We start from the raw sequence: 19,892 nt of genomic DNA on the forward strand, positions 1-19,892 counted from the left end.
TTCCGTATACTTCGCTCAGTTTCTTTAGCAATCGCTCAACGTAGATTTCGACTTGACGAGGCGTTAACGTGGCACAAGCAATGGGTGCAATCTCGGCTTCCTTGGTTCGTCCGCACCACACTTCACCGGAGATCGCCACGAGGGGTGCATCCACCGCTCGACGATACACCTGCAAGACGGCAGAATAGCCTGCATGGGGCAACTCGGTTTCAAACTGAATCTGCTTCCTGCCTTCGTGCTGGCGAATCTGGGCAATTGTGTCTGCGGCTAAGGGGTCATCATCCATCTGAACCGTAATCCGTCCTTGTTCTGCCCAGCGTTTCTGATTGCGTTGTTGATTGCGCCGATCGCGGTGCCGCGCATAGGAGCGGCGATTCGGACAGACTCGTGAATCCCAGCAACCGTCGCCCTCCTCGCCGTGCCGTTGTTTCGCCTCCGTTGCAGGCAGTTTGGCACACAGGCGACACTTTTCCGGCAGGGCTTTCGGCATTACGGACTCCGCAGCGGGGCAAGTAACTCATCCACCCACTGTTGCTCCTCTGGCAAGAGTTTGGGCGGCGGAACAGGCTGATGGTAATCAATCCGCAGTTCATAGCTGGCTCGTTCGTAGACTCCGCCCAACACCGCTTGTAAATCCACCGCTAACTCTTCGTCATCTGATTTCAGGGGAAGGAGGAACTGGGGAATCGGTTCTTGTAAGGTGAAGCCGTACAAATCGGCAATCGGGCGACTCGATTCCCGGCTGACTAAAATTCGATAATCTGATTTCCCAACCGCACCTGTCATCGGCATCGGAGAGTTTCCTCGCAGTAGGTCAATTTCAACCAGATTAGAGAGACTTTTCAGCACCTTTTGTCGCTTTTTCTGGTACAGCGTTCGTCCTGCACCCGTGCGTTTGTTCTTGGGAGATAACACTTCGATGACAGTAATCACCGCATCCGTTCCTACTTCCCGGACTTCCAGATACCGTTCTCTGACTTCTTCAGGCATCGGCAAACGAACTTGCAGGGGACGAGTTTGAACTGCACTATGAGTGGGGTTGCGACCAGGAGTCAAGGGTGAAGTTTGAGTAGGAGAAAGCACCAGCGCATCTGGAATCCCTACCAGGAGTTCTTCATCGGTTTCATCAACATAAGTGCGCGTTTCGACATCCACATAGTATTTTGGACGCAGGTTAGGCGTAATCGCATCGGCGATCGCTACCATGAATCGGGTATGAAACGACGACCAAAACACAGGCTGTTCTAGATAGGGATTCATTCCCGGAAACGGCGACGGCATAGATGACTCTTAGCGCTGGAGGTGTTTTGATTTTACCGTACTTTTCATTTTGCTTCTTGGTGGATGTCGTATGCTAGTCATATTCCAGCTAATGATGATTATCTGTAATTAAAATCGGAGGCAATTTTGGAACCGAAGCTCAGAGTGATTCCAGAAATCCAAATTCTTCCCGTCCGTCGGGAGCCCCTCCACACTGAAAAATCGGTTTCAGAACCGAGTGATTTGCGGGAATTGCGGATTGAAGAGTTTTTGCAGGCGCGATCGCTAGCTCCCAGAACCCAAAACGCCTATCGCCAAGATTTGCAGCAGTTTCTCAATTGGAGCGATCGAAGCTGGGCAAGCGTAACGCCTCGCCAGGTCGCCCAATTCAAAGCGCATTTAATGCGAACGGATGGGGAGACAAATCAACGGGTCTTGTCAGATGCCACGGTGCGGCGGGTGTTGGGAACGGTCAAGAACTTTTTCGGTTGGATGATGCGATCTCGCTACCTTCCGTTTGATCCGACGACCGAAGTAGAGTTACCTAAACTGAGCGAACCTGAAGCTCAAAATCTGAATGAGACGGAAGTTGAACAAATCTATGGGGCGATCCGGCAAAGCTCGATGCCGGAGCGAAACCTAGCCTTGATTTCTATTTTGCTGCATGGCTTACGCGCCAACGAGGTTTCTGCTCTCAATTGCGAAGACTTCGATGGACGGCGGCTGAGAATTCGTCAAGCCAAAGCAGACAGCAAAGGATTCGTGCCTTTAACGGCAGCGGCGATCGAGAGACTAGAAACCTATTTGGCATGGCGACAACAGCAGGGAGAAGTGATTCAACCCGTCAGTCCCTTGTTCGTGTCACACTCGCGGCGCAATCGGGGACAGCGACTCAGTTATGAAGGCATTCGCAAAGTGGTGGATGCGCTTTCTGAGAAAACCGAAATCGATTTTTATGCTCATCGCTGCCGTCATACCTTCGCGACAAATTTGGTGCTGAAGGGCATGAATCCCTATCATGTGATGACGCTAACGCGCCACCGCTCGGTGCAAAGTTTTCGACGCTACACGAAAGCGGCAGACCAAGCGGCGGCGGAAGCGGCATTCTACGAAACAACAGGCACTTCGGCCCCGGAATGTGGGGAGAACGCTGGATTGAAAGGCAATATCTTGAACACCAACAACCGCTAAGAATAGCTTCATTGATTCGGAGGCTCCAAGTTCACCTGATCACCTCATGGCTGAATCCGACCACACCTATGCTGAAGCAGACGGTCATTGTGCGGCTGATTCCCACCCGTGACCTTGACCTCCGGGAACGATCGCGGCTGGGTTAGCCTGTGATAGACAGCCATCAAAGGGCGATGCGCCACTGCAATCATCGCTGGCGACCTCGACGAGCCGCTCATCGAGATCAACGGTTGATATATTCGAGGTTTTGCATCAAGCGGTGGCGGTGGCTGCCTGAACAGGAGTGTCCTAACCGACTCGAAGAGCACATTCATGTAAATCAGCGCTCGATGACCGTTGCTTAGATGCAGCAGCAACTTCATAAAGCATTGCTGTTCAACGATTCCTTGGTGCGATTGCTTAGTTCAATTTTCTTCAATTGTTGGGCAGGTGTTGCAGCCCTTCATACAAGCAGAGCAATTGTAAAAACCTGCCCTCGCAGAAAGATTCTTTTCTGGAAGCCGAAGGCAACGACGTTGTAGAAGTTGAGAGAAGCTTCCCATGACTCGCGATCGCAACCGGCTGATTCCGGTCTTCTAGCCAAGCAGTGTACTCGTCAGCGCGATCAACTTGAAACGGTGACGCTCAATCCCCTCAGCAAGCGGCTGCATTATCTCGTCGATTTAGTCTGAGCCCTTGACTTGGCTGATTTTGCCCTGATGCTTCAGATGCTGCCAAGTCGGGGGAATCTCAGCCGGATTTTGAACAATCATCGGTAGCCAAGCTGCACACGGATGCTGGTCTTCCAAATCCTGTAATTGCTCTCGTGCTTCGCGAACCGATTGATAAAAGGTTTGTCCTCGTGAAAATCGCTTTAAGAAGTGCATCAAAAACAGGTGAGCCACCGAATCAGGAACCGGTTCGCGCATAATGATCATCTGCGGAATTTGCAAGTCAGCGATCGCATTAGCAAGTCCTAAGCCATCGCACGAATTAAAGATTGCCAACTTTAATCCACGCGCGATCGCTTGGGTCAGTGCGGATTTGAGGTCAGCAATTTGTAGCCGCTGCTCTGAATTGATGCAGATATCCCCTGTTAATCGATCGGCTTGACTGCTACTGTGTCCTGCAAAAAACAAAATATCCCAGGACTGGTTCCAAAGGGTTTGACTCAACTCGTGTCGTCCGCGTTCTACTAGAAACGTCACGTCTGCCTCTAAAGTCGCTAGCGCCAATTGGTCTTGTTGCAAATCAATGCCACGACCGTCCCCGAAAATTGCCAGGATTCTCACTTGAGGATTGACATCGGTCTCTCTTGTGATCGGAACCGGTGACCGATAGACTATCTTGCTTAATGCAACCTCGGCTTGAGTATAGCGCTCGAAAAATTGCCAAGTCTGCCAAGGGAGTTGACGCAGTTGGGGCTGATCGGTTTGTAAAATGACCCGAATTGGTTGATGGCAGCTCAGCCGCATATGGAGTTCCTGCTCGATCGGGCGAAAGGAGTCAGAGGCAAGCCAGCGGTTCATTTCTCTAGTCAGACAATTTGCGGCTTCAAAACACTCTTCAAAGAACTCATCGCGGCTCACGTTTGTAACTTGGCTTGGAACTTCTAGGCGAGCGGCTTTCAAACTTCTGCGGTAGGCAGATTGCCACTCTCGATAGGAGTGGTCGATTCGTATGTTTGGAGGTAACTCACCAATACATTGCACCGATGGCAAAGCGGTTCCTTCTTGTAGAATTTGAAGTGTAACTGGAAATCCAGTCTCAAAATTTCCCTTGCCAATGTTAAGGATGACGACCATGCTGTGGTCAGTAGAGCGTGGAGCAAGGTCGTCGAGGACCGAGCGGATGGATTGAAGTTCCTGTTCATGTTGCTTCAATTCTTTGGCTTGCTGATTAAGCTGCGCGATCGCATCCCCGTAGAACTGAAGAAATTGACTGTGAATAGCGCTTTTGTCAATCTCTGGGTGCGCTCTTATTCTCACAACGACAATGCCATCACCTTTGTTTTCAATGCTCTGAATGTCTAGTTGGGACGATGGATGTTCAACTTGAACTCGTTGCAGGGATTGTGTCAAAGCTCTCCAGTCGATTCCGTTGCGAAAAATCAGATCAACAGTATCTAAAACTTCTCGAAATAGGTGAGTAAATTCTCCAGTTGCAAACTCGCCACTGCTGGGACGACGTTCGCGATCGTCCGTTCCAGGTTTTGGATGCTCTAGCAAGTAAACCCAACGACAATCCACCTGCTCAAGCTGAGTCGAACCATCAATATTCCAGGTTCCAAGACCACAAGCTCCAGTCATCTGAGCATAGCTAAAATCCGTTGCAATTGCCTGCGTTTGAGTGAGGTTTGCCCAGTCGAGACGGGCTGAGTGCAGGGTTGCATGGCTCAAATCTGCCTGTTGAAAATTGGCACAGCTTAAATCTGCTCCGATTAGGTTGGCACCACGCAAGGTTGCTTCAGCAAACGACTGACCGCGTCCATCACCACTTGTTAACAGATGACGCACCGCTGGCTGGCGCAAAATTGAGTTGCCCAGTCGCGCCAAGTCCAATTTTGCGTTTCGCCAGTGCGTGTGAGTCATCGTTGCCTGTCTAAAATCGCTGTTTTTTAGCGTCGCCCGACTGAAATTAGCGCGGGTAAGCGTGGTTGATCGAAAGCTCGTTCCACCCACAGCAGCAAGGGCAACTGCCGCATTAGTGATGCCGAGAAAGCGGGGATCTCTTGTCCAGCTTTTTGCCGCGATGTAGACACCCAGCAGGGCGACAGTCGCAGCAACAATTTCTGCCATCTTTGCCCCGACTAACGTTTGACTGATCACGCTCTGTGGGTTTGGATTGATGCCCAAGCTTATCAGCCCATCTCTGTGTCCAGACTGCTCTGCCACAATTGCTCCCGCGATCGACGCCGCGATGATGACTCCAGCGGGTGTATATCCGGCAATCATCTTGGCGCTGGTCGCTGCCAATGCCACCATCACAGCTCCGATTACGGCAACAGCGGCAATACCTGCGCCTGCGCTGCCTGCGGTTGGGTAGCCCGATCCAGGGGTCAGCACGATACCTGCAAGGGGGATGACAGCGGCAACCGTGATTGGAACGATAGCAGTGGCGCTGAACAAGCCTTTGTAGTGGTTAACGATGCCAAAAATCAGCAGCATCGCGACGTAGAACACGATCGAGACCCATAGCTTGGGAACGTCGAGCGTCAACTGATAGGCGATCCAAAATCCAGCTAAACTTGATAGAAATCCGGCAGCGCCTGTAAATCCTGACAGTCCCATGAGGAATAACAGCGCAGTCCTAAAGGGCAGTCCCGCTGTCGCGTTTGTGAAATCCGCGTCAGTTAAGTTTGCGCCTGTAAAATCGGCTCCTCGGATATCAGCATTCTGGAAATCTGCGCCTGTAAGATCCTGTCCTTTAAAGGATCGCCCTGAATACCGTTTGCTGCTCAAATGCCAATCGCTGGGTTGCATGGTTTGATCCTGAGATTGGCTAAAGCACAAAACTTTCCGTCACATTAGCTTCTTCAAGTGCGACGCGCACCCGGAAGCCTTCCCCGGCATCGGCACTAAATTTCCGTTGAATATATAAATCCTTGTGCCTTGCCGTGACTTCATAGCTTTGGTTGGCATCATCGATCAAAATCAACTTCAAGTCAGGAGGAAGATAGGGTTCATCACCTGTGGGATAAACTCGCAGCATCACGCCCATGCGCTGATCCGACTTTCGCACCAGCGCGATCGCAAGTGCCACAGTTTTCCCACTCACTTGCAGCCCTAAATCAATCAGCTTGACCCGTCGTGTGGATATAGCATTCCCTGGATCGATTTGCCAGAGGCTTTCTACAGCTGTCCAAAGTGTTTCATCATCCGTCGTCGATCGCAGCACCTCTAGTAGGGCTTGAATGGCAGCCTCATGCCCCTTAGCAATCGTGCCTAACTGCTTTGCGGCTCTGCGTTGTTCAATTGCATCGGGTGCAGAGGACACTTGCTTAATCAAGGCTGTAATCTCTGTTTCGCTCGTTCCGTCATTAGACTCTACAGATGCTCGCAACGGAATCGGATCTAAACGCAGCAATCTGGCTTGAGCTAAAGAGTTGATCGCCACCCATCCAGGTTCAAACTGATGCCGCAGCCAGTTCATCAAGGACACTCGTTGCAGAAGTGGCGTTACGGTCAACGCTTGCAATTCTTGTTCAATGTACAGTGCTTTCGCAATGCCTACATCAACTCGTCTGAGGGCATCTAAATAGGTGTGGTAGGTAGCAACCGGAACACTCAGGACATCACTCCATGCTTTTTCCTGTTGATGATAAGCTTGAATGTCTGCTCGCTGATGCGTCAGAGGTGGTGCGATCGCAAGTCCTAATGATCGAACCTCCTGCAACGGAGCCGTTTCAATTAGCCCCTCGTTGGCATCTCCTACACTCATCAAAGTGTCATAAATAGCTCTGGACAGGCGTTGACCTATCGGTTGCCGAAGATTGCACACCAACATCGGTAAAACGTGCCACGTCTCCGCCAGCAAATCTTGTTTAATGCCAGAAATTGTAGACGGAATTAACACATCGATATCACTCAAGAAATCTGTTTCTGGAGACAACACCATGACCGAAATTAGTTGCCACGGCTTTTCAGTCAGAAGATCGGGTTCTGACGATCGCACAATCATGACGTAACGGGGCGATGATGCTCCAGCTATAAATTGTTGGGCTGGCTCTGAATATAACCGTTGTTTGTCGAGTTCTGATAACGTTAGAGGACTTCGCACCATTCGTTGGAGTTGCCAGATTTCGCCCGCTTTGGGAGAGTCTAATGGAGGGGAAGCTGGATGCAGATTGCTAAAGTCGCTCACGATCAGGTACTTGCTTTGCGTGATGCTAAACATATTGCCTCTTTAGCGGATGGAGCGTCTACTTTACTTAAACGAATCAAGGGCTGAAAATTATAGAGATTCACCGAAACATATCCAGCCCACTTTTCTACCATTCTTCTGTGGAACGGCGACGAGTTCGCGGGCGTTGACCGTCTTGCTGCTGTTGTTGGGCAATGGTTTCACCCTCAAACTGACTGTAAGCAGTCACAATATGCTGCCGGACTTGTTTCCAGCGTCTACAAATCTCGGGTTGCTCGACTCCCAATTCACAGGCAATTTCAGATTGAGTTTTGCCCTGAACAAGTCCTTGCCAAATCTTTAGATAGCCACGTTTTGGATAGCGTTGATTCAGGTCAGTGATTATTTCCACGAATTTGAGAATCCAATCCGCCCGGTCGATCGCATCTAGTCCGTCGAACTCATCGATTAAAGTCTCTAATAGCGGAATATCTGTCCCTGGAAGCACTTGGTCTAAACTGTCATATCGGGAGTGGCTGTGCTGCTGACGGCAATAGTCAATGATGGCAAAGCAAGCGACCCGCATTGCCCAATGATAGAACTCGGTTTCACCTCCAGACCGAAAGCAGCCTTGCTGCGTGACGCGCCACAGTTTTTCATGGGCAGCTTGGACTGCATCTTCCCAAGCGATCGCGGTATTTCGAGTTTGCCTGCGAGCAATTGGATCGACACTCTTGCGCTCGATGAAGGTTTCGAGCCATTGCAGCACAGAAGCAGGCAAATCAGAGGAAATCATGGAGAATGCATCCTTACTGAGTAAAAACCACGCTATGTGTCGGTCAGAAAAATTGGCACAATCTGTTTTTGACTTTACTAGAAGTCTTTGCCGAGAGCATCCGTAGTCTAAAATCTTTAAACTCAGGGATGGCGTTACGGTTCAACGGACTGAGATGCGCTCGTCATCATTTAATTATCTACGCCAGACGTTCTTGAATCTGAACAACAGCGTGTTGGTGATGCTCAGTAGAATTTTTGGGAAAATGCAATATTTTGCGATCGCGGTTTCGTTAAAGAAAGCAGAGAGAAAAATTCCTCTCATTTGAAATGGCAGAGATCTCAGATTGCTTTCGATTGCGGCTATGAGTGAACAAAACCACCTTCTGATCCTCCCCTGAGAGATGAAAGTAATGTCAAATCTTCCTTTAAGCATCGACCAACTCAAAAAAGATGGAACGCTGCCAGCCATTCCAAATCCACCGATCTTAACCAGTCAAAAGTCAGGATGGAGTGACATTCATCTCGCCCATTTCCGTCAGCCTGCTTGGGAATTACCTGAGTTCTTCGTTTTGCAGCACTGCATTACGCTTGTCAGTTCAAGCCAACCTGTCGAGGTCGAGTTTGAGGTAGAAGGTCGGGCACGCAAGGCGCGGTATTGCCCAAGTGATCATAGTTGTATTGAATTATTTCCTGCTAATTTACCCTATAAAATTCGCTTGCTCAATGAGGTTACGTTCACGCATTTCTATCTCGACCCGACGTTTGTTTCTCAAGTGGCTTACGAGAAAATCGACCCTGATCGAGTGCACATCTTGTTTGAGCCGAAGAGAGCAGACCCTGTAATTTACAGTATTTGTCAAGCCCTCAGAGCGAACTTGGACTCAGACGGAGTCGGCGATGGTTTCTATGGCGACTCAATGGCGATCGCGCTGTCAGCCCATTTATTACGGCATTACGCAACTCGCAATCACCAACTTCGAGAGTATGAGGATGGCTTGTCTGCTTACAAGCTGAACCAAGCGATCGAGTACTTCCATGAGCATTTAGGCGAAAAACTATCGCTAAAAGCGATCTCGCGTGAGTTGAGAATGAGTCAATACTATTTCTGTCGTCTGTTCAAGCAGTCTACCGGAGTCAGTCCCCATCAATATCTGATTCAACAACGGGTAGAACGGGCAAAGCAGTTATTGAGACAACCGGAGCTAACAGTGACTCATATCGCAATCGAGTGTGGATTTGCAAACCAGAGTCACTTTGCCAAATACTTTCGCCAACACACAGGGCTTACACCTCAGCAGTTTCGCAAGATTTAGCAGGCAATCGAGAAAGTGCAATATTTTGCGGTTCCTGCGGAGTTGCGCTTTGTGCTAATCGCGGTTTCGCTAAAAAAGGCAGAGGAAGAAATTTCTCTTATCTGAAATGGCGGAAATCTCAGATTGATTTCGATCGCGGCTATGAGTGAACAAAACTAGCTTCTGATCATCCACCGAGAGACGAAAATAATGTCAAATCTTCAGCTTTTGAGCGTCGATCATTTCCAACAAAATGCGACATCATTAATCATGCCGAATCCACCTCTCATGACGAGTGAGCGGTCAGGGTGGAGCAGCATTCAGCTAGCGAATTTTATCCAGCCAGCTTGGGAGTTACCTGCATTTTATAGTCTTCAGCATATCATCATCATCGCAAAAAACCGTCAACCCGTTAATGCAGAACTTGTGATGGAAGGTCAGTTATGCAGAGTGCAATATCACCCAAATGACTATATAGACGGATATATTGAAGTGTTTCCGGCAGGTTTATGTTCTCAGATTTGTTGGGATCAAGAGATTGATTTTACTCACTTCTATCTTGACCCTGCGTTTGTTGCTCAAGTTGCTCATGAGACGGTTGACCCTGATCGAGTTGAAATCCAATTTGAACCGAAGAGATCGGACGCACTCGTTTATCAAATTTGCCAAGCACTGAGATCTGATCTAGATACTGGCGGGAGTGGAAATGGTTTCTATGGAGATTCGATGGCAACAGCCTTGGCAGCTCATCTACTGCGACGCTACTCAACTCGCAGACTCACCTTTCGAGAGTATGAAGACGGACTATCTAAATTCAAATTGAAGCAAGCGATCGAGTATATCCACGCTCATTTGGGTGAGAATTTGTCGCTGGCAGCGATCGCTGACGAGTTAGATATGAGTCAATACTATTTCTGCCGTTTGTTTAAGCGATCGACTGGAATATCTCCTCATCAGTATCTGATTCAACAACGGGTAGAACGGGCAAAGCAGTTGTTGAGGCAACCGGAGCGAACTATTACTGCAATCGCCCTAGAGTGCGGGTTCTCTAACCAGAGCCATTTTGCAAAACACTTTGGCAAGCTTGTGGAAATATCACCGAAACAATTTCGTAAGCAGTAGCAAGATCTTGTTCAAATTCGCAAGATCATGTCTGACTGTTGCGATCGCGTCTGGTAGGATTTGCCTAGAAATCTACATCCCTATTGTAAGAAAACTGCTCGTTAGCAACAAACATCTTTGAAGAACAGCCCAATCGCAATTAGTAACTCAGGTTGACCATTCGATAACTCTCTTCAATAAGCATCTACAGCCAACGCTGAGGGATGCGATTGCGCTTAGTTAGCTTGGTCTGACAATGAACTTTTCGATCATTACATTCCCAGAAAAGAAGCTATGAACTTTAGAGTACAGAAACTTGCCTTTAAACACGGTAGAAATACTTTCAAAAACTTTGTAGTTACTTTTACTATTACTATAGTTCTACTGTTACTTGGTTACCTGTTCACAGCCAAGTTGGTCCTGGCATTCAAACCCGACGAAGCAGGACATCTCGGTATTACGTCAGCAGCAATGCTCAGTATTGCAGAACCTGTAGGAGGTGTGAAGTTAAAATTTTCTCGTCAAGCTCGCGCAGAAATTCGCGATGCTAATATTTCTACCGACTCTCTAACTGGTGATGCCTGGGTCGCGGAGAAGCACTTTGATAATGAAGAATTTCCTGCTGCGACAACACGCTTACTGAATCTCAAAAGCTATATCATTGGTCAAATCACAAGTCCTTCACCCAACGGCAGAAATGCACGAATTGCTTTGGGAGGAACGCTACATACCATCCAAGATTTTTATACTCATACTAATTGGGTAGAGATGGGAAATACAGGGATTGACATTCGGCTTGGTCGCACCACAATTCCAAAACCACCTGTATCCCTGCAATCCTCCCCGATAAATGACCCAGGTGTGCTGCTCGCTAGAGTGCCTCATCTAACTTCTGGATACTTTCTTCCACCAACTTTTTGCAGTGCTCCTCCTGGTAAAACTCGGCATGGTTGGGATATTTGTCCCAATGGTCTAAATAAAGATGACTCCAGCAGACCTAGATATATGCAAGCGCGAACTCTTGCCGTCTATGCAAGTCAAGATTTTATCAATCAAATTCTCAAAGCTCCCGGTGTAGCTGGTAATGCCAGAGCAATCAGAGCTTTGATGGGACTTTGATTCAGTTCACAAGCAATTTGCCGACTTAGCTCTTTCCACTTCTAATTCACCTGTGTATTACTTATGGCAACTCCAACTGAGAAGAATTTGGGTCTGATTCCGCAGTCGATTAAGCCCATCCTAGAAGCAATCAAATCCACTATTAGCACTCAGGTTTTAGATAACTTGCCCTTGTTAGGTGGATTGAGTCTCAAGCCGTATGCAGAGCAATTAATTACGGAACAAGTTGCGGAACAAGTTGAGCAACGCATTCTTGATGAACTCAACAAAACTCAAGATAAAAGCACCGCAGTAATTCAAGAGGCTCTCTATAATGCGCTTGGACCTGGGGGCTTAAATTTACTCGTTAAGCTCAACGGAGATGCCCAGCCTGAAGCAGGTAATGGAGATGCCCAGTCTGAAGCAGGTAATTATGTTTCAGTCCCGTTTCCACCTGACAGCAGTAAAATCGAGTTCACATTTAAGCTGGGTAAAATTTTTAATAATAGTGTCCCCCTCGGAGCTAGTTCGGGCTTGCCTAGCGTAGGGCTGTCGCTCAATGGTAGTGTCACTCCGACGTTGGACTTGGGCGTGAAGGTTATTTTAGGTGTAGATGCAAGTGGAGTGTTTATTGATGTTGGAAATCAAAATGAAATCGAAGCTACACTTACAACAACCTTAAAAGATGCCAACAACAAACCCTTGGAACTAGGGGGAAGTTTAGGTCTGTTTAAAGTGACGGCAAAGGACAATGACAGTAAGATAACCAGTAAATTTGCTGCGGACATTACAGGTAGCACAAAACAAGTCAGAGTCACTGACATCAAGAATGATATTAAGGTCGCGAGTGATCCAACGCTAACTGCAAGTGGAGACTTAAAGCTAACAATTGAGGCAAAAGCCGTTGATTTTCTTCCCTCCTTAACGACTGATTTCAGTATCTCTGGATTGCAATTCGATCGTAAGACCGGACTTACACCCCCCACAACTGAATTGAAGAATGTTTCAGTTAATTGGAGAACATTTGCTGATGAAACCCTTGGAGAGCTACGAAATTATACCAAGGTGTTTACAGATGGTCCCTTAAAACAGATCAAAGACACTGAACTGCCAATACCACCCAAAACTAAGCTTATTGATCTTGCTAGAGAATTCGATCTAACCAAAGGCTCAACGATCACACCTTTTCTTGACGCGATCGATATCCTCGATCAAACTACTAGCTTCATTAATGCCCTAGGTAAGCCGCTAGATCTCGGAGATTTTAAGATTAATGGTCTAACCCCTGAACAGACGCGCTCCCCATCCATCCTCGACCAAATCAAAGCCCCTAGTCCGGCTGCTCTGGCATTTGCAGACCCGAATCAAAGACTTGCGGCTGCGATCGCTCCAGATGAAGCAATCAGTAAAATCTTAAAGTTTTTCCCAGTTCTTGAAAACCCATCGCCTTTTGTTCAATTATTACTGGCAGAACAACCAAAAGAGCCGATTAACTTACTTGATTATCAGACTCCACTTCTATCACTTGATGCAGGGTTAGCCCTTCCACCAATTTCAATCTTTGGACCGATAGTTCTTCTAATCGGTGGGAATGTCGGAGTAGGTGCTCAACTTAGATTCGGTTACGATAGTAAAGGGTTGCAAGAATACAAAGCAAATGACTTCAAAGATCCAACACGACTGCTTGACGGATTCTTTCTAGGTAAACCGAACACTGATTTAGACAAAAAAAAGGATAAAGAGTTCGCGCCAAACTTTCTCTTATCAGGAGAAGTCGATGTCTCTGCTGGCGTGAGTGTTGGGATCGTGACGGTTGCCGCAGGAGGTGGTGTTTTTCTAAATGCTGGAGTCGGACTGAAGGAGCCAAAGACATATTTAGAACAGGTTGCAGATCCGTTATGTGCTTTAGAAGCTTCTGGCGAACTTGGAGTTATCGCTTTTGCCTCTTTTAAGCTAGGTTTCGGCTTCTTTAGCGTCACTAAGCGCGTTGATTTAGCAAGAGTGCGTCTGATTGACTACTCATCAGGCAATTCATTATGCGATGGAAAGTATAACTTCCAGAATCCGCCCTTGAGCAAAGAAGCGCGAGATAAATTAGCTGGACAAGGAGTGATCGAGCGAGATGGTACTAACGGTGTCGATATCATCAAACTGACAGCAACAGAGCCATATTCTGTTGATGACCCTGTTAAGGACGAAGGAGGTACACCCCTCAATAGAGAAGTGCTTCTATCAGGTTTAGACCCTGCGGATAAACCCTATAAAGATGTCAAATTAATTGTAATCAACGCGGGGGCAGCAGACGATCTCGTTGAGTTCGTTGATCAACCTGAGCTATCACTGTTAGGTGTTTTGACTAGTAGTAAAGATATTGTCGCCAGCGGTCAACTCAACGGAGATAGTGGAAACGATACTCTAATTGGCGGTTCTGGATTCGACTTCTTCAATGGTGGTCAAGGAAACGATATTCTAGATGGTAGAGGCGGAATTAACACAGCAGTTTATGCGGAAGACCCCAGTCTTAAAAATGATACCCAAACAGGCGTTGAAGTCAATCTAGAAACTGGCTTTGCTAGAGATGGTTATGGCACTCAAGATACTCTAATCAACATCCAGAATGTCGAAGGCTCTCGATATAATGACATCCTGACCGCTAAATCCTCTGGCAGCGTTCTAGATGCTGGTGCTGGAAAAGATGTACTTCAAGGCGGAATCGGAAATGATGTATTGCTGGGTGGAGAGGGAGCCGACACTATTGACGGCAAAGAAGGCATAGATGCAGTTAGCTATCTCTATTCCAACGCCTCAGTTTACATCAATCTATCCAATCAAAATACTGCACCTCGTTCTCCTAGCTTTGGAGTTGTGATTCCTCCTTTACTGGCGAATCGTGGGTCAGGTGGTGAGGCAGAGGGTGATAGCATCTTTAATGTTGAAAATGTTCAAGGTTCCGTTTTTAACGATGTATTAGTTTCTGGGGAGCAGGGTGGGAACGTCGATGGCTACTTGGGCGATGACGTAATCTATGCTGGGCGTGGAGCCGATATCTTGGATGGCGGTATGGATGATTTGAGCAATGGAGTCGATAAAAATTGGTTGTCTTATCAGCTAGCTGATGATGGAGCAGGAGTTCAAGTTAACTTAATGACTGGCGGATCGGGTGGGTTTGCCAAAGGCGATCAGATTAAGAGAAAGCAAGACCCTAGCAAGAGCAAGCCAGACCCCGACAATCCGACGGAAGTAATTCGGTTGGATTACAGTTCATTCCTCAATCTAGAAGGTTCTAAATATAGCGATCAGTTAGATGGAGACAAACAAGATAATATCTTGCGCGGATTAGCTGAAGATGACGTTCTCAATGGGCAGGATGGCGATGATCTGCTCATTGGAGGAGAAGGAGCAGACAAGTTAGATGGAGGAAACAATAGCAGCAGAGAATTGCAATCACTCACAAATGATCTAACAGGCGGAGGCGATACTGTTAGTTATGCTGAGGCAACTAGCGGTGTCACTGTTAATTTGAGCAATGTTGGTAGCCGGGGAGAAGCAACGGACGATACCTTTAACAACATTGAAAATATACTGGGTTCTGCCTATGGCGACGTGTTAATTGGCGATAGCAAGGGTAATGATATCAATCCTGGTTTCAGTAATGGCGAAATTGACTATGTGTCTGGTGGTGATGGAACCGATCGACTGACGGTTAACTACTCGCTCAATGATTATGGCACTGCTGGTGTATCTGGCGGATTTAATACTGGTATCCTGCTCCGAAATGATCCAAACCAAACCCTACGCTCTCAAATCAATTTCAACACTGCCGACATCGAACGGCTTTTGATTATTGGTACGAGTCAAGACGATAACTTGTTTGGTGGCGACTTTAACCAAAAAGGCTTAGGTGATGTCTTTTTTACTGGAGCCGGAAATGACACGATCAACAGCGGTTTAGGGGATGACATCATCGATGCTGATGATGGCAACGATACTCTCATTGGTACCAGTCAGATTCCATTCAAAATTGACCTAGCCATGCGACCATCTCAATTTATTTTCAACGATAGAAATGGGAATGGTGAGGCTGAACCCAATGAACCAGGCATTCCAGGAATTACTATTACACTCCAGAAAGATGGGCAACCCATTCAAGTCGTCACATCAGATGAATTCGGTGCTTTCTCTTTCGGTTCACTGCAAGACGGGAACTATAGCATCACTGCAACCTTACCCAAAGAATTTAACTTCACTACTAAACCGCTTCGGTTTAAGGTTCCCGCTGAGGGAATTAGAAGCAGTTTTTCAATTGGATTGCGAGAGATTTCAGGTGATAAGGACAGCCTAACGGGTGGTCGAGATGCAGATACGTTTGTGCTTGGAGATGAGAATAGTACCTTTTACGTCAATTCAGGCAATAGTGATTATGCTTGGATTAAAGATTTCAATTCCACTGAGGGAGATAAAATTCAATTGCACCGCTGCATTGACGATTTAGTAGAGGGCAGAAATTATTATCTCAGGGAAGCGCCAGAAGAATTCTCAGCGAAAGTTAGAAATAGTGGAAATCCTGAAATAGTTGCTCTCTACGCTGGAAATCCCGATGTCTTAGCAGGCGCAGGCACTCTACCTGCCGATCTGATCGCGGTTATCCAGGGTCAAGGATTGGAACGGCTCGGTTCTTATGGTTTCATCGATCCCTCAAAGAATTCACTGTTTACGCTTGTGGGATTGCCCTGCCCTACTCCTCCTCCTGTTCCACGTTGATTAACTTCAAACTATAGAGCAGACTAATCAGCAATGTGCTGTCAATAGATCGTCTACTTTTTCATCAGATCTAACGTTCACCTCATTCGTGTTGTAGAGAGCTTCATGGTTTTTCAAGTCACGCAAAACAGCGATCGCACTCAACTCCTAAGTGCTATCCAAAACGACACAACTGGTCTAGAAGGACTGAGCCGATTCAATGTCAGCCTGATCGGTGATGGTCGCGCCTTTGGCTCCTTCAGCAGCGATCCTTTTAAACTCGGCACTGGAATTGCTCTTAGTACTGGGCGGGTCAGTGATCTACCCGGTATTAATACTGCCGATGGTAGAAACATTTACGCAGGTGGTCCAGTTGCAGACTTCATGAAAGACTTAAGTACAGACTTTCCTCCGATTGCTCCAGAAGGAGATCCACGAGGAGAGGAGGGAGACAAGATTCAACTCAAAATTGATTTTTTCGCGGATGACCGTAAAGATACTTTATATTTTCAATATGTTTTCGGATCTGAAGAATTCAAAGAATTTGCGGGAAGGTCATTCAACGATCAATTCTCACTCTCATTGAATGGAACTAACTTTGCTACTCTTCCGGGTGGTGACCCAAATGACAAATTAGTCACTATCAACAATCTCCTCAATTCTCCTGCCGCCAGTGGCAAGCCCTATTACATTGATAATCCCGTCAATACTGGACCTGCTAGCGACCAAACCCGTTTAGATGGTTATACCGTTCCTCTTACTTTTCAAGCTCCCCTACAGAAAAACAAAATGAACACTCTGATCATTGAGGTCAAGGATGTAGGTGATGGGCGGTATGATTCTGCTGTATTTATCAAAGCAGGCACTTTGGGAACTCGTCGCCCTCCGGATATTGACGGTTCAGGAGTACTCGTCGTTGCTAAGGAAGATATTTACAGCACAGTCCAAAGTACGCCTCTTGTCATTGATGCAAGTAGAGGAGTCTTAGCAAATGACGCGAATCCAACTTCTGCTACTCTCAATGCAACCTTAGTTACTTCCCCACAAAATGGCTCTTTAGCTTTGAACACAGACGGTTCCTTTCGCTATACTCCAACACCCAATTTTATTGGCACTGATCGCTTTACATATAAAGACACTACCTCACTTGGAGAATCCCTACCCGCAACAGTCACAATTGAGGTGATTCCAACTCCCACTCCAACCCCAACCCCCACTCCAATCCCAACTCCCACTCCAACCCCAACCCCCACTCCAATAACAGACATCATTGGCACACCGGGGCGGGATGTCTTGGTTGGAACAAACCTTGCCGAGCGAATCATTGGACTTCAAGCTGGTGACATTCTTACAGGTGGCGGTGGCAAAGACCAGTTCATTTACCAAAACATCAACGAGGCGGGCGATCGCATTACTGATTTCACCATTGGTGAAGACAAAATTGTTCTCTCTGGTGTCTTTCAAAGCATCAACTATTACGGCTCAAATCCGATTACTGATGGCATTATCAGCTTCCGTCAAGCCAACGTCAACTTAGCCATACTTCAGATCGACCCAGACGGTCCTAACAATGCTGCATTTAGACCCGTCCCCTTCATTTTGTTTGACAACATCTCTGTGGATGATTTGAGCAATCCTAGCAACTTCATCGTTTGAATCCGACAGCAACCTTTAAGGAGTGATGAGAAAATGAACAAAGTTCATTTATGCATTGTTGGCAGTTTGTGTACATTGAGCATTGTCACTCAGCATCGTCAGGCTTCAGCAGGAGAACTTGGACCCATTCTGGATAATAGTTCTGAGAGCGAACCTCAAGTCACATCGGTTTCTCAACTCTCAGACGTACAGCCAACAGATTGGGCATTTCAGGCACTGCAATCTTTGGTCGAACGCTACGGCACGATCGCAGGCTATCCTGACAAAACCTTTCGCGGCAATCGCGCCATGACCCGCTACGAGTTCGCGGCAGGACTTAATGCAGCCCTCGATCGCGTAAACGAACTGATTCAAGCAGGGTTAGCCGATAAAGTTCGTCAAGAAGATTTAGCCACACTGCAACGCTTACAGGAAGAATTCAAGACAGAATTAGCCGCGCTGAAAGGTCGAGTAGACGCTTTAGAATCTGGAACCGCGAAACTAGAATCTCAGCAGTTTTCCACCACGACGAAGTTGCGCGGACAAGTGATCTTTTCAGTCAATGGCGGAACTCAAGCAGGTGACTCTGCAAACCCAGTTTTCTTACAGCGATCGCGCCTCAATCTAGAAACCAGCTTCAGTGGCAAAGATTTGCTCCTCACTCAACTGCAAGCAGGCACACCGAACGCCGACGCCGCAGGATTTCTACAGCAAGAAAATCGGGCCTTTAACGATCGCTTTGTGCAACTTAGAGAAGCTGAGATTCAACGACGATTTGAGCGCATTTTTTTTCCTCTAAGTTCTTTAGGCGTGACATTGGATGATTTAGGAATTGGACTCGCGAGATTCCAGACCGTCGATGAAGTTCGAGATGCCTATGCTGGAATTATTGCAACGCTTAGTCTCGAAGAAGGGGCCTCCCCATCAGAAGCCTTGAGCCTTCGTCAGACTTTGCTCCAAGGCATCGAATCGAGTCGAAGGGTCAGCCGCTTTTTGCAAACCAATAGCGCCCTCGATTACTCGAATAACGTAACTTCTGGCTTAAGCGTCAATCGCCTCAGTTACACCGTTCCCATCTCTCAAGATTTACAAGTCTCATTCTTTCCTCAAGGTTACATTTCCGATTATGTAGATTTCAATCGGTACGCCAACAACCGCGCCACCAATTTCTCAACCTACGGACTGGTCAACAATCAACTTCTCCTTGCCAATGATGCACCAGGTGCAGGAGCCGCACTTCACTGGAATCCTGGTCAAAGCTGGTTCACCTTCAATGCCGCTTACCGAGCAGAGCAGTCAACCCTGACAACGTCCACTTCGGTATTTGATAGTAACACTGAGCGGGGCGGCATTTTTGATGCTCCAAATCTGGGTATCGTTGAATTAGGATTTGCACCCTCTAAAGCCGTTGCCATTCGGCTTCAATATAGTGGTGGCACTCAAGCAGGCAGCCGATATGAGGTTTTAGGAGCCAACCTGGAACTGGCGTTAGGCAAACATTTAGGATTATTTGGTCGATTTGGGTATGCGTTTAACTTTCCTGGCGATGTTCAAGCGATCGCTTGGTCAGCAGGACTTGCGTTCCCAGATACTTTTAGAACAGGCGATTTAGCTGGAATTTCTGTCGGTCAGCCCCTCAGTTTACAAGATGACTTACTTGGCTTCTTTAACGCAAAGCAGACAAACTACGAAGCGTTTTACCGCTTTCGAGTGAATGACAGTGTATCTATTTCTCCAGCCTTTCAAGTCATCACCAATCCTAGCAACCTCAAGGGTGACACCATTTTTACAGCAACTCTCCGAACCGTCTTTTCCTTCTAGCGTTTTCTGACGTGTCTCTACCAAAAAACTCCCTTTGCGAGAATCTGGATGGAGAGATCGCTCTGTCACGAAAGAATTGGCACTCCAGACTTTAGGGAGCGACAACGGGGCTATGATGCTTGCTGAAGAGGTATATTGCTCTGGAAAGTGTCAGAA

14 protein-coding genes are annotated in these 19,892 nt (G+C 47.2%); 9 read left to right on the top strand and 5 right to left on the bottom strand.

What is annotated here, in order from left to right:
* Together AC5JLB_RS25515 and AC5JLB_RS25520 are read right to left on the bottom strand one after the other, a co-directional pair.
* Nucleotides 1–490 (bottom strand): hypothetical protein (locus AC5JLB_RS25515; RefSeq protein ID WP_495876639.1); only part of this gene is annotated, 490 nt, incomplete at its 3' end.
* Complete coding sequence (locus tag AC5JLB_RS25520; protein WP_495876640.1) at nucleotides 490–1,281, bottom strand: DUF4058 family protein; 792 nt, start codon at nucleotides 1,279–1,281, stop codon at nucleotides 490–492. The genes AC5JLB_RS25520 and AC5JLB_RS25515, both read right to left, overlap by 1 nt.
* 126 nt (nucleotides 1,282–1,407) lie before the next feature.
* On the opposite strand from AC5JLB_RS25520, the gene AC5JLB_RS25525 reads away from it, so the two are divergent.
* From AC5JLB_RS25525 to AC5JLB_RS25535, 3 genes are all read left to right on the top strand, one after another.
* A complete protein-coding gene (locus AC5JLB_RS25525; protein WP_495876641.1) occupies nucleotides 1,408–2,451 on the top strand; it encodes a tyrosine-type recombinase/integrase in 1,044 nt (347 codons plus the stop codon).
* A gap of 11 nt (nucleotides 2,452–2,462) precedes the next feature.
* A complete protein-coding gene (locus tag AC5JLB_RS25530; protein ID WP_495876642.1) occupies nucleotides 2,463–2,597 on the top strand; it encodes a hypothetical protein in 135 nt (44 codons plus the stop codon).
* A 378-nt stretch (nucleotides 2,598–2,975) separates the two neighbouring features.
* On the top strand, nucleotides 2,976–3,122 hold the full coding sequence (locus AC5JLB_RS25535) for a hypothetical protein (RefSeq protein WP_495876643.1): 147 nt from the start codon (nucleotides 2,976–2,978) through the stop codon (nucleotides 3,120–3,122).
* On the opposite strand, the gene AC5JLB_RS25540 is transcribed toward AC5JLB_RS25535, so the two are convergent.
* From AC5JLB_RS25540 to AC5JLB_RS25550, 3 genes are all read right to left on the bottom strand, one after another.
* Complete coding sequence (locus AC5JLB_RS25540; protein ID WP_495876644.1) at nucleotides 3,114–5,912, bottom strand: pentapeptide repeat-containing protein; 2,799 nt, start codon at nucleotides 5,910–5,912, stop codon at nucleotides 3,114–3,116. The genes AC5JLB_RS25535 and AC5JLB_RS25540 overlap by 9 nt on opposite strands.
* A 19-nt stretch (nucleotides 5,913–5,931) precedes the next feature.
* The gene (locus AC5JLB_RS25545; protein ID WP_495876645.1) at nucleotides 5,932–7,326 is read right to left on the bottom strand and encodes a DUF1822 family protein; all 1,395 of its coding nucleotides are present in this window, start codon (nucleotides 7,324–7,326) and stop codon (nucleotides 5,932–5,934) included.
* Nucleotides 7,327–7,420: 94 nt separating this feature from the next.
* Nucleotides 7,421–8,068 carry a sigma-70 family RNA polymerase sigma factor gene (locus AC5JLB_RS25550; protein ID WP_495876646.1) on the bottom strand — a complete coding sequence of 216 codons (648 nt, stop codon included), beginning with the start codon at nucleotides 8,066–8,068 and terminating at the stop codon, nucleotides 7,421–7,423.
* A 391-nt stretch (nucleotides 8,069–8,459) separates the two neighbouring features.
* Between AC5JLB_RS25550 and AC5JLB_RS25555 the strand changes: the two genes are divergently transcribed.
* From AC5JLB_RS25555 to AC5JLB_RS25580, 6 genes are all read left to right on the top strand, one after another.
* Nucleotides 8,460–9,362: a helix-turn-helix domain-containing protein gene (locus AC5JLB_RS25555; RefSeq protein ID WP_495876647.1), complete on the top strand. Its 903-nt coding sequence runs from the start codon at nucleotides 8,460–8,462 to the stop codon at nucleotides 9,360–9,362.
* 249 nt (nucleotides 9,363–9,611) lie between these two features.
* A complete protein-coding gene (locus tag AC5JLB_RS25560) occupies nucleotides 9,612–10,463 on the top strand; it encodes a helix-turn-helix domain-containing protein (RefSeq protein ID WP_495876648.1) in 852 nt (283 codons plus the stop codon).
* Nucleotides 10,464–10,736: 273 nt separating this feature from the next.
* A complete protein-coding gene (locus AC5JLB_RS25565) occupies nucleotides 10,737–11,561 on the top strand; it encodes a hypothetical protein (protein WP_495876649.1) in 825 nt (274 codons plus the stop codon).
* A gap of 63 nt (nucleotides 11,562–11,624) precedes the next feature.
* On the top strand, nucleotides 11,625–16,301 hold the full coding sequence (locus AC5JLB_RS25570) for an SdrD B-like domain-containing protein (protein WP_495876650.1): 4,677 nt from the start codon (nucleotides 11,625–11,627) through the stop codon (nucleotides 16,299–16,301).
* 105 nt (nucleotides 16,302–16,406) lie between these two features.
* Nucleotides 16,407–17,936 (top strand): choice-of-anchor L domain-containing protein, encoded by a 1,530-nt coding sequence (locus AC5JLB_RS25575; protein ID WP_495876651.1) that lies wholly within the window; start codon nucleotides 16,407–16,409, stop codon nucleotides 17,934–17,936.
* Between the two features lie 33 nt (nucleotides 17,937–17,969).
* The gene (locus AC5JLB_RS25580) at nucleotides 17,970–19,736 is read left to right on the top strand and encodes an iron uptake porin (RefSeq protein ID WP_495876652.1); all 1,767 of its coding nucleotides are present in this window, start codon (nucleotides 17,970–17,972) and stop codon (nucleotides 19,734–19,736) included.
* The last annotated feature ends 156 nt before the right edge of the window (nucleotides 19,737–19,892 follow it).

It is taken from the genome of Myxacorys chilensis (assembly GCF_059505265.1).